Source organism: Sphingomonas bacterium (genome assembly GCF_903643065.1).
GTDB lineage: Bacteria > Pseudomonadota > Alphaproteobacteria > Sphingomonadales > Sphingomonadaceae > Sphingomonas.
This window is the reverse complement of the sequence record NZ_CAHJWX010000030.1, coordinates 1-10,204: the sequence shown is the minus strand read 5'-3', so window position 1 is coordinate 10,204 and position 10,204 is coordinate 1. Positions and strand designations below refer to the sequence as shown.

General features: G+C 68.7%; 10 protein-coding genes. 6 read left to right on the top strand and 4 right to left on the bottom strand.

Translation table 11 applies throughout. From position 1 onward, the window contains the following. The coding region (locus tag HUU95_RS02230; protein WP_217429729.1) for a squalene/phytoene synthase family protein at positions 1 to 428 on the bottom strand (428 nt) is incomplete at its 3' end. A gap of 89 nt (positions 429 to 517) precedes the next feature. On the opposite strand from HUU95_RS02230, the gene HUU95_RS02225 reads away from it, so the two are divergent. From HUU95_RS02225 to HUU95_RS02215, 3 genes are read left to right on the top strand one after another with little or no spacing between them, the layout of a single operon-like run. Further along, positions 518 to 2,479, top strand: coding sequence for a TadE/TadG family type IV pilus assembly protein (locus HUU95_RS02225; RefSeq protein WP_174278604.1), 1,962 nt, complete (start codon positions 518 to 520; stop codon positions 2,477 to 2,479). Continuing rightward, a complete protein-coding gene (locus HUU95_RS02220) occupies positions 2,476 to 3,066 on the top strand; it encodes a TadE/TadG family type IV pilus assembly protein (RefSeq protein WP_174278603.1) in 591 nt (196 codons plus the stop codon). Before HUU95_RS02225 ends, HUU95_RS02220 begins: the two co-directional genes overlap by 4 nt. Next, positions 3,063 to 3,779 (top strand): TadE/TadG family type IV pilus assembly protein, encoded by a 717-nt coding sequence (locus tag HUU95_RS02215; RefSeq protein WP_174278602.1) that lies wholly within the window; start codon positions 3,063 to 3,065, stop codon positions 3,777 to 3,779. The genes HUU95_RS02220 and HUU95_RS02215 overlap by 4 nt, the downstream gene beginning before the upstream one ends. A gap of 23 nt (positions 3,780 to 3,802) precedes the next feature. Here HUU95_RS02215 and HUU95_RS02210 read toward each other — a convergent pair whose 3' ends face one another. Next, positions 3,803 to 5,221 (bottom strand): pyruvate dehydrogenase complex E1 component subunit beta, encoded by a 1,419-nt coding sequence (locus HUU95_RS02210; protein WP_174278601.1) that lies wholly within the window; start codon positions 5,219 to 5,221, stop codon positions 3,803 to 3,805. Further along, positions 5,221 to 6,255 carry a pyruvate dehydrogenase (acetyl-transferring) E1 component subunit alpha gene (pdhA, locus tag HUU95_RS02205; protein ID WP_174278600.1) on the bottom strand — a complete coding sequence of 345 codons (1,035 nt, stop codon included), beginning with the start codon at positions 6,253 to 6,255 and terminating at the stop codon, positions 5,221 to 5,223. The genes HUU95_RS02210 and pdhA overlap by 1 nt, the downstream gene beginning before the upstream one ends. Positions 6,256 to 6,368: 113 nt before the next feature. Between pdhA and HUU95_RS02200 the strand changes: the two genes are divergently transcribed. The 3 genes from HUU95_RS02200 to HUU95_RS02190 all read left to right on the top strand — a co-directional run bounded on the left by HUU95_RS02200 (position 6,369) and on the right by HUU95_RS02190 (position 9,980). Next, positions 6,369 to 7,649, top strand: a complete 1,281-nt coding sequence (locus HUU95_RS02200; protein WP_174278599.1) for an MFS transporter — start codon at positions 6,369 to 6,371, stop codon at positions 7,647 to 7,649. Beyond that, a complete protein-coding gene (cysK, locus tag HUU95_RS02195) occupies positions 7,646 to 8,566 on the top strand; it encodes a cysteine synthase A (RefSeq protein ID WP_174278598.1) in 921 nt (306 codons plus the stop codon). Before HUU95_RS02200 ends, cysK begins: the two co-directional genes overlap by 4 nt. A gap of 157 nt (positions 8,567 to 8,723) precedes the next feature. Further along, positions 8,724 to 9,980 carry a cell wall hydrolase gene (locus tag HUU95_RS02190; RefSeq protein WP_174278597.1) on the top strand — a complete coding sequence of 419 codons (1,257 nt, stop codon included), beginning with the start codon at positions 8,724 to 8,726 and terminating at the stop codon, positions 9,978 to 9,980. A gap of 11 nt (positions 9,981 to 9,991) precedes the next feature. On the opposite strand, the gene HUU95_RS02185 is transcribed toward HUU95_RS02190, so the two are convergent. After that, positions 9,992 to 10,204, bottom strand: a 213-nt coding sequence (locus HUU95_RS02185) for an acyl-CoA dehydrogenase C-terminal domain-containing protein (protein WP_174278596.1), incomplete at its 5' end; no start/stop codon positions are given.

The window sequence follows — 10,204 nt, the reverse complement described above, 5'->3', positions numbered from 1 at the left end:
TCGCGCGCCAGGTCCACCCGCCCCCAGGCCTCGCCGACCGGCCCGACCCGTGGATCGTCGACGCCCAGCACCCGCGCCGCCAGCCGAAACAGCGCCTCGCCACGCGCCACCTCGCCCTCGCCGCTCAACAGCGCGTCCCACGCCTCCGTCAGGTCCGCGAGCGCCGCTCCGGTGACCTCCGGCACCAGATCGCTCGCCAGTGACCGCAACAGCGGTTCCGCCGGCGCCGGCGCCCCGTCCAGGCGCTCCAGCGCGTCGCGCCACCAGGTCAGCCGCATCAACCCGATCGTCGGGTCGCGCGCGGCGAGCGCGATCGCCCGCAATCGCGCGTCGAGCGCGAACAGCGCGCGCAGCGCGGCGCGGCGCTCGACGGGCGCGTAGCCGATCGCCAGCGCCCGTTCGGCGTTCCTTGCCTCGTTGCTAACCATGTCGCTTCGGACAGGCTTAGCGCCGCCTGGTCCAGGGCGCCACGACGAGCGGAGCCGCGCGGGGCGGCTGTCGCATCCGGCGATAGGACATGGCGATCCGTTCCTCCACTTTCCTCGGCCGACTGGCGCGCGACCGGCGCGGCAACACGCTCGCGATGATGGCGGCCGCGATGGTGCCGCTGATCGGCTTCGCGGGGTCCGCGATCGACTTCGCCCGCATCTACGTCGTCAAGGCGCGGCTGCAACAGGCCTGCGACGCGGGCGTGCTCGCCGGGCGCAAGGCGATGACCGACACCAGCCTGTCCACCCCGCTCGACAGCACCGCCAAGACCCAGGCCAACACCTTCTTCGCCAACAATTTCGGCGCCACCTATGACACGTCCGCCAAGACGTTCAGCGGGGGCTGGTATCGGACCACCAATGTCAGCTTCACGCCCACCAAGGCCTCGGACGGCGTCGACTCGACCGTCGCCAACACCGTCCAGGGTGCCGCGTCGACGACGCTGCCGATGGCGGTGATGAGCTTCTTCGGCATCAACACGCGCGACCTCGTCACCACCTGCCAGGCGCGGTTCGACCTCGCCGACACGGACGTCATGTTCGTGCTCGACACCACCGGCTCGATGTCGTGCGTACCCAGCGCCAGCACGGATTGTGCCAACGCGGTGACCAGCTACAGCCGGTCCGACGGCTCGACCGGCTATTACAACCAGGAAAGCTCTGGCTCCAAGATCGACGGCGTGCGCCAGGCGGTGGTGCTGTTCGACAAGACGATGCGCGACAACGCGGACTCGACCACCCATTTCCGCTACGGCTTCGTCACCTATTCGTCCGCCGTGAACGTCGGCAAGGTCATTCCCGCACAATATCTTCAGAATACGAGCTGGACATACCAGACGCGTCACCTCTCGCCGACGGTCGAAGCCACCTCCAACACCGCCGGGGACTACGTTTACGGCAACACGTCGAGCGTCTCCTTCACCGGCGTCGCGCAGGCCTCTTGTGTCGCGCAGCGCCTGCCGGCCACCGGCTTCGTGCGGATCGGACCGAGTATCGGCTCCACGGCGGCCTGGGCGGATGCGGGCTATTACCAGGCCCGCTATTACTCCAACGTCAGCTGGACGGCGGCGAACGGGGGCACCTGCTCGGGCACGCAGCAGCCGTTGCGCGCGCTTTGGCGCTACGAGCCGCAGACGCTGGATATCAGCCGCTTCGCCACCGGCGCCACCACCACGGCGCCCGGCCGGCTCGACGGGCTGGCGAGCAGCTGGCACGGCTGCGTCGAGGAGGTCGACACCTCGGCCGCGGCCTCGTTCAGCCTCGGCAGCCTGCCCGACGACCTCAATCCGGACTTCAAGCCGTCGGCGACGAATGACAAGTGGCGCCCGGCCTGGCCGGAAGCGGAATGGACGCGCGGCAGCGTCAACTACACCGAGAAGCGCGACCAGGACATCACGGAGGACTCGACCAGCCAGTACGAGAACCTGTCCTATCGCGCGGGCGGCTGGTTCGATCAGCACGGGTCGGCGGCCTGCGGCATGCCCGCGCAGCGGCTGAAGGTCTGGACCGCGCAACAGGTACATGATTACGTCTACGACCCCGATTTCAAGCCGTTCGGGGGCACCTATCACGATGTCGGGATGATCTGGGGCACGCGCATGCTGTCGCCCGACAGCGTGTTCGCCGACAGCGTCGCCTGGCCCGGTCGCAACGCGCCCTCGCGCAACATCGTCTTCATGACCGATGGCGAGATGTCGCCGTCGCCGACCAGCTATGGTCAATATGGTGCGGAATATTGGGACAAGCGCGTCACCAACGGCGATTACAACAGCCAGCTCGATCGGCACAACGCGCGCTTCGCGGTGGAATGCGACGCGGCCAAGAAGAAGGGGATCACGATCTACGTGATCGCGCTGGGCGTGACCATCAACAGCAGCCTGACCACCTGCGCCTCGCCGGGCCAGACCTTTCAGGCATCGAGCACCGACCAGCTGACCACCGCGTTCAAGACGATCGCGCAGCGCGTCGCGATGCTGAGGCTGACGCAATGATCCGCGCCATCCTCCGCCTGCGCGCCGACGCGCGCGGCGCCACCGCCGTCGAGTTCGCGATCGTGGCGCCGGTCATGCTGCTGCTGATGATGGGCATGTGCGACCTCGCCTATCAGAGCTACGTCCAGGCGATGCTGTCGGGCGCGTTGCAGAAGGCGGGCCGCGACGCCACGATCCAGGACGCCGCCGGCAACACCGCCGCCATCGACAGCAAGGTCATGGCGAGCGTCCGCCAAGTCGCGGCCAACGCCACCTTCGTCACCTCGCGCAAGAGCTACGGCAATTTCGGCCAGGTCGCGCCCGAACCCTTCCAAGACAACAACAACAACGGCCAATATGACAAGGCGACGGAATGCTTCACCGACGTCAACGGCAACAATCAGTGGGACGTCGATCCCGGCCTCGCCGGGCAGGGTGGCGCCAATGACGTCGTCTACTACACGATCACGGCGACCTACCCCCGCCTGTTCCCGATGGCCGGCCTGATGGGGTGGAGCAGCACGCAGTCGGTGTCCGCGCAGACGCTGCTCAAAAACCAGCCCTATGCCAATCAGTCGACCTACGTGGTCAAGCAGGTGTGCCCATGATCGAGCTGGCGCGCCGCCTCCGTCGCGACACGAGCGGCCTGGCGATGCTGGAGTTCGCCTTCACCCTGCCGTTGGTGATCGCGATCGGCGGCTGGGGAACGGAACTGTCGTTCCTGGCGCTCACCAATTTGCGGGTCAGCCAATATGCGCTCAACCTCGCCGACAATGCGTCCCGCGTCGGCCTGGCCGCGAGCGGTGGCGTCACCCAGTTGCGCGAGGCGGACATCAACGATGTCCTTCAGGGCCTGCGCGTCGACGCCAAGCTGATCGGCCTCACCACCTATGGCCGGGTGACGCTGTCCAGCCTGGAGAACGTCCAGCGGTTTTACGCCGACGGCACGTCCGATCCCGCGCCGGTGCAGCGGCTTCACTGGCAGCGGTGCGTCGGCGTGATGAGCGGCGCCGGCTATGACTCGACCTATGGCACCACCAGCACGTCGGCGGGCAGCGACAAGGCGCCCGGCAATGCCGGTGTCGCCATGCCCAACGGCATGGGCGACACGGGCAAGAAGGTCACGGCGCTGTCGGGCAACGGCGTCATGTTCGTGGAGATCAACTATCGCTACAAACCCGCGTTCGGCGGCATGTTCGTCAGTCCGCAGATCGTCCATTATTCGGCGTCGTTCATCGTCCGCGACAATCGCGATTACGCGCAAATCTACAATTTCCAACCGGCGGCGATCGCGGCGACCTGCGACAAGCACGACGCCTGACTTCTGCCTCGCGATGGGTGAAATCAGTTCCGGTAGCAGACCCGCTTGACCGCCTGCACCACCTTGTCGGCGGTGATCAGCGCCAGCTTCTCCAGGTTCGCCGCGTACGGCATCGGCACGTCCTCGTTGGTCACGCGCGCGACGGGCGCGTCGAGGTCGTCGAAGCCGTCTTCCATGCAGATCGCGATGATCTCCGACGCGATCGAACAGGTCGGCCAGCCTTCCTCCACCACTACCAGCCGGTTGGTCTTGGCGAGGCTGGTCAGCACCGCCGGCCGGTCTAGCGGGCGCAGCGTGCGCAGGTCGATCACCTCCGCCTCGATCCCCTCGCCCGACAGCGAGGCCGCCGCCTCCAGCGCGATACCGACGCCGATCGAATAGGAGACGATCGTCACGTCCGCGCCCTCCCGCACGGTGCGCGCCTTGCCGATCGGCAGCACCCAGTCCGCGACATCCGGCACCTCGAACGAGCGGCCGTAAAGCAGCTCGTTCTCCAGGAACACGACCGGATCCTCCGTCCTGATCGCCGCCTTGAGCAGCCCCTTGGCATCCGCTGCGTCATAGGGCGCGATCACGATCAACCCGGGGACGCTGGCATACCAGGGCGCGAAATTTTGCGAATGCTGCGCGCCGACACGGCTGGCGGCGCCGTTGGGGCCGCGGAACACTACGGGGCAGCGCATTTGCCCGCCGCTCATATAATTGGTCTTGGCTGCCGAATTGACGAGGTGGTCGATCGCCTGCAGCGCGAAGTTGAACGTCATGAACTCGACGATCGGCCTCAGCCCACCCATCGCCGCGCCCGTGCCGACGCCGGCAAAGCCATATTCGGTGATCGGCGTGTCGATGACGCGACGGTCGCCGAACTCGTCGAGCAGCCCCTGCGTCACCTTGTACGCACCCTGATACTGCGCGACCTCCTCGCCGATCACGAACACCCGGTCGTCGGCGCGCATCTCCTCCGCCATCGCGTCGCGCAACGCCTCGCGGACGGTGAGCTTCACGGTCGCCGTGCCCGCCGGCACCGCCGGCTCGGCGATCTCGGGCGCGCGCGACGCCGCCTCGACCAGCTGGCGCGTGCCCGTGTCGACCTGCTTGGGTTCGGGCGTCGCCTCCGCCTTCTGGTCCGCCGCCTCGCCTGCCTCGACACGCGGCGGCTCGGCCTCGTCCTTGCCTTCTCCCGTCGCGACCGGCTCCTCGCCCTCCGCCGTCAGCTCCAGTATCACCGTGCCGACCGTCACATTGTCCGTGCCTTCGGGCACCAGGATGCGCGAGACGGTGCCCTCGTCGACCGCCTCGAACTCCATCGTCGCCTTGTCGGTCTCGATCTCGGCCATCACGTCGCCGGACTTGATCCGGTCGCCTTCCTTGACCAGCCACTTGGCGAGCGTGCCCTCCTCCATGGTGGGCGAGAGCGCCGGCATCTTGATCTGGACGGCCATCAGTACCGCTCCACCAGCACGTCGGTATACAGCTCGCCCGGCGCCGGCTCGGGGGTCTGCTCGGCGAAGTCGGCCGCCTCGTTGACCTGGCGACGGATCGCCTGCTCCACCTTCTTCAGCTCGTCCTCCTTGACGCCGTGGTCGTCCAGCAGCCGCTTGACCAGCTCGATCGGGTCCGATTTGTCGCGCACCGCCTGCACTTCCTCGCGGCTGCGGTATTTGGCGGGGTCGCTCATCGAATGGCCGCGATAGCGATAGGTCTTCATCTCCAGGATGATCGGCCCCTTGCCGCCGCGCACCCATTCCAGCGCGCGTTCGGCGGCGCCGCGACAGGCGAGCACGTCCATGCCGTCGACCTGGAGGCCGGGGATGCGGAAGCTCTCGCCGCGCCGGTAGAGCTGGTCCTCGGCCGACGCGCGGTTGACCGACGTGCCCATCGCATATTGGTTGTTCTCGATCACGAAAATGACCGGCAGCTTCCACAGCTCGGCCATGTTGAAGCTCTCATACACCTGCCCCTGATTGGCCGCGCCGTCGCCGAAATAGGCGAGCGCGACACCGCCATCGTCGCGATATTTGTGCGCGAAGCCCAGCCCGGAGGCGAGCGACACCTGCGCGCCGACGATGCCATGGCCGCCATAGAATTTATGCTCGACCGAGAACATGTGCATCGAGCCGCCTTTGCCCTTGCTGATCCCGGCGGCGCGCCCGGTCAGCTCGGCCATCACGTCGGTGGGCGGGATGCCGCTCAACAGCATGTGGCCATGATCGCGATAGCCGGTGATGACGCTGTCCCGCTCGGACAGCGCCGATTGCAGCCCGACCGCCACCGCCTCCTGCCCGATATACAGGTGGCAGAAACCGCCGATCAGCCCCAACCCGTACAGCTGCCCCGCCTTTTCCTCAAACCGCCGGATCAGCAACATGCGCTCGTAGAAGCCGAGCAGCTCCTCCTTGCTGGCCCGGTACGGCTCGGGCTCGACGGGACGCTCCCGGTTGGAAGCGGGTGGTTCGGCGATGCGGGCGGTGGCCAAGGCGGACGGACCTTACGGAACAACGGAAAGCCCGCCTATAGGCGTCCCAAGCGGCGATGGGCAACGGCGCGGGTTGCCGCCGGGCGACGCCGCCGCGTAAGGCCGGATGGCTCATGGCCGATCAGCCCCACCCGCTCACCATCCCGGCCTTTCGCGCCTATTGGCTGTCGCGCCTCGCCGGCACGGTCGCGATCAGCGCGCAGGGGATCATCATCGGCTGGCAGGTCTATGGCCTTGCCCGCCAGACGATGGACGTCCGCCATTCGGCGTTCCGGCTGGGCCTGATCGGCCTCGTCCAGTTCGTGCCGCTGTTCGTGCTCACCCCCGTGGTCGGGCTGGCGGCGGACAGCGTCGACCGGCGCTGGATCGTGCGCTCGACGACGGCGCTGCTGACGCTGAACGCCGCGCTGCTGGGGCTGCTGACCTGGACCGGTCACCTGACGTTGCCGCTGCTGTTCGCGGCGGCGGTGTTCGTCGGCATCGCGCGCGCCTTTTCCGGCCCCGCCTACTCGGCGCTGGCGCCCAACCTGGTCCCGCGCGAGGTGCTGCCCACCGCGATCGCAGTATCGTCGATCGCGTGGCAGGTCGGCACCATCGCGGGGCCCAGCGTCGGCGGGCTGCTCTACGCGATTGCCCCGGTGGTGGCATATGGCACGATCTCGGCGCTGTTCGTGGTGGCGCTGGGCGTGTTGTTCACCATTCGCCGGGTGGAGCAACCGCCGGTGGAGACCGATCGCCATCCGCTCCAGCGGATCGCCGACGGCTTCCGCTACGTGCAGGGCAATCGGCTGGTGCTGGCCACGATCACGCTCGATCTCTTCGTGGTCCTCCTCGCCGGCGCCACCGCCCTGCTGCCCATCTATGCGCGCGACATCCTCCAGGTCGGCGCCAAGGGCCTGGGGCTGCTCGCGGCGGGCATGGGCATCGGCGCGGCGGCGGGATCGATCTGGTTCTCGATCCGCCCGATGAAACGCGATGTCGGCGTCAAGATGCTGGCCGCCGTGCTGGTCTTCGCCGTCGCCATCATCGTGTTCGGGCTGTCGCGCTCCTTCCCGCTCAGCCTCGCCGCGCTGATCGTCGCCGGCGCGGCCGACATGGTCAGCGTCTACGTCCGTTCCTCGCTGATCCAGCTCCATACGCCCGACGCGATGCGTGGCCGCGTATCGGCGGTGTCGCAGCTCACCATCTCAGCATCCAACGAGCTGGGCGAGGCGGAGACGGGGCTGATGGCCTCGCTGCTCGGTCCGGTGGGCGCGGTGGTGCTGGGCGGCGTCGCGGCGCTGGGCGTCACGCTGGTCTGGGCCGGCCTGTTTCCGGAACTCAAGCGCGCCCGGACCTTTGATCCGCCGACGGCGCCCGAACTAGACCCCCAGCCCGGAGTGATGACGACATGAAGGCCAACACGATCCTGGAGACGATCGGCCACACGCCGCACATCCGCCTCCAGCGCCTGTTCCCGGACTCCGAAGTATGGATCAAGTCGGAGCGGTCGAACCCCAGTGGCTCGATCAAGGATCGGATCGCGCTCGCGATGATCGAGGCGGCGGAGGCGGACGGCAGTCTCCAGCCCGGCGGCACGATCGTCGAGCCGACCAGCGGCAACACCGGCATCGGCCTCGCCATGGTCGCCGCCGTCAAGGGCTACAAGCTGATCCTGTGCATGCCCGAAAGCATGAGCATCGAGCGCCGCCGCCTGATGCTCGCCTATGGCGCGAGCTTTGACCTCACCCCGCGCGAGAAGGGCATGAAGGGCGCGATCGAGCGCGCGCAGGAGATCGTGCGCGACACGCCCGGCGCCTGGATGGCGCAGCAGTTCGAGAACCCGGCAAACATCGACATCCACGTCCGCACCACCGCGCAGGAGATCCTGTCCGACTTCCGCGAGACGCCGATCGACGCGATCATCACCGGCGTCGGCACCGGCGGCCACATCACCGGCGTCGCGCAGGTGCTCAAGGCGGAATGGCCGGGCCTCAAGGTGTTCGCGGTCGAGCCGAAGCTCTCCCCCGTGATCGCCGGCGGCCAGCCCGGGCCGCACCCGATCCAGGGCATCGGCGCGGGCTTCATCCCCGCGAACCTGCACACTGACCTGATCGACGGCGTGATCGACGTCGACGCGAACGTCGCCAAGGACATGGCCCGGCGCGCGGCCAGCGAGGAGGGGATGCTGGTCGGCATCTCGTCCGGCGCGACGCTGGCGGCGATCCTGCAGAAGCTGCCCGACCTGCCCGACACCGCGCGCGTGCTCGGCTTCAACTACGACACGGGCGAGCGCTACCTGTCGGTGCCGGACTTCCTGCCGGAAGCGTGACGGTCGTCCGCTTCGTCATGCTGAACTTGTTTCAGCATCCACGCGCGACGCTTGTTCTGGTGGTAGCGCGCGGATCGGAGCGTCGCGCGTGGACCCTGAAACAAGTTCAGGATGACGGGGGCCGGGCTTGAACAAGGAACCGCCCAGCAGCCCTCCGGTGAAGTGGCTCACCCCCGTCCTCCTCCTCATCGCGACCCTCGCGATCATCACCCCGACGCTGCTCGTCGCTTTCGCCCCGCCCCCGCCGCGCGCGATCACGCGGATCGCCCCCAGGCTCCCGCCCGCCCGCGTGGTTCCACCCGCCGAGCTCCCGCCCGTCGAGCCTGTGGCCCTCGCGGACCTCAGCCCCGACGACGCGCGCGCCTATAATGAAGCGCAGCCCTTCGCCGACGGCGCGATCACGCCCGCGCGGCCCTTCCATTTCGCCGGTGCCGCCGACGATCTCGCTCGCGCCACCGACTGCCTCGCCACCGCCGTCCTGTACGAGGCGGGCGACGACGCGACCGGCGAGAAAGCGGTCGCGCAGGCGGTGCTCAACCGCGTGCGTCATCCCGCCTTTCCGAAGAGCGTCTGCGGCGTCGTGTTCCAGGGCTCGGAGCGACGCACCGGCTGCCAGTTCAGCTTCACCTGCGACGGCGCGCTCGACCGCTGGCATCCGCTGCCGGCGAGTTGGGCGCACGCGCGAACGATCGCGACGCGGGCGCTGGCCGGGGCCGTGTTCCGCCCGGTCGGGCTCGCGACGCATTACCACACGGACTGGGTCGTGCCCTATTGGCAGGCCAGCCTCGACAAGATCGCGCGCGTCGGCCCGCACCTGTTCTTCCGCTGGGCCGGCTGGTGGGGCACGCCGGCCGCGTTCGATCGGATGCGTGACGGACCGGAGCCGGTGATCGACGCGCTCGCGTCGCTCTCGCCGGCGCATGCTCCGACGGTCGCACCGGTCGAGCTCGCGGCCACCGGCGCCCCGATCGTGCCGGCACCGCCGCTCGGCGACGCGACCGGCGGCGAAGCGGACGAACCCGGGGCCATCCTCGCGACGCTGCCTGCCAACGGGTCGCCGGACGCCTTCCCGGCGCTCGTCGCCCGTGCGTGCGGGACGCGGGCATATTGCAAATATCTCGCCTGGACGCCGCTCGCGGGCGCACCGGCCGCGCTGCCGCTCACCCCGCGGCAGCAGGCAAGCCTGGGGTTCAGCTACCTGCGTGATCGCGCGCACGGGTTCGACAAGGCGCTGTGGAACTGCGGTCAGTTCAAGCGCGCGGCGCCGACGCAATGCATGAAGCCACAGCCGCCGCTGACCGGCACATCACCCGAGCCGCCGCGTGCGCCGGCCGAACCGATCGGTACGCACCGGCCCGCACCCAGCGCTGTTCCCACCCCGCTCCCGACGAAGACCGGGGTAGAGGGGCGGTGAACGGCGGCAGCTCACGCCGCCAGGAACATCTCCGGCGGCAGCGCCATCACCGCCTCCGCGCCGCCCTCGATCTGGCGCCGCAGCGAGCCCGTCCCCGGCAGCAGCCGCTCGGCATAGAAGCGCGCGGTCACCAGCTTGGCCTCCAGGAACGCCGCGTCGCCCTCGCCGGCCGCGCGCAGCCGCGCCGCCGCCGTCGCCATGCGCAGCCACATTCGTTGAGCTTG

Excerpts from the sequence above, each read along its gene's own strand:
- HUU95_RS02225 (WP_174278604.1), top strand. The coding sequence starts at position 518 with ATGGCGATCCGTTCCTCCACTTTCCTCGGCCGACTGGCGCGCGACCGG.
- HUU95_RS02220 (WP_174278603.1), top strand. The coding sequence starts at position 2,476 with ATGATCCGCGCCATCCTCCGCCTGCGCGCCGACGCGCGCGGCGCCACC.
- HUU95_RS02215 (WP_174278602.1), top strand. The coding sequence starts at position 3,063 with ATGATCGAGCTGGCGCGCCGCCTCCGTCGCGACACGAGCGGCCTGGCG.
- HUU95_RS02210 (WP_174278601.1), bottom strand. The coding sequence starts at position 5,221 with ATGGCCGTCCAGATCAAGATGCCGGCGCTCTCGCCCACCATGGAGGAG.
- HUU95_RS02200 (WP_174278599.1), top strand. The coding sequence starts at position 6,369 with ATGGCCGATCAGCCCCACCCGCTCACCATCCCGGCCTTTCGCGCCTAT.
- cysK (WP_174278598.1), top strand. The coding sequence starts at position 7,646 with ATGAAGGCCAACACGATCCTGGAGACGATCGGCCACACGCCGCACATC.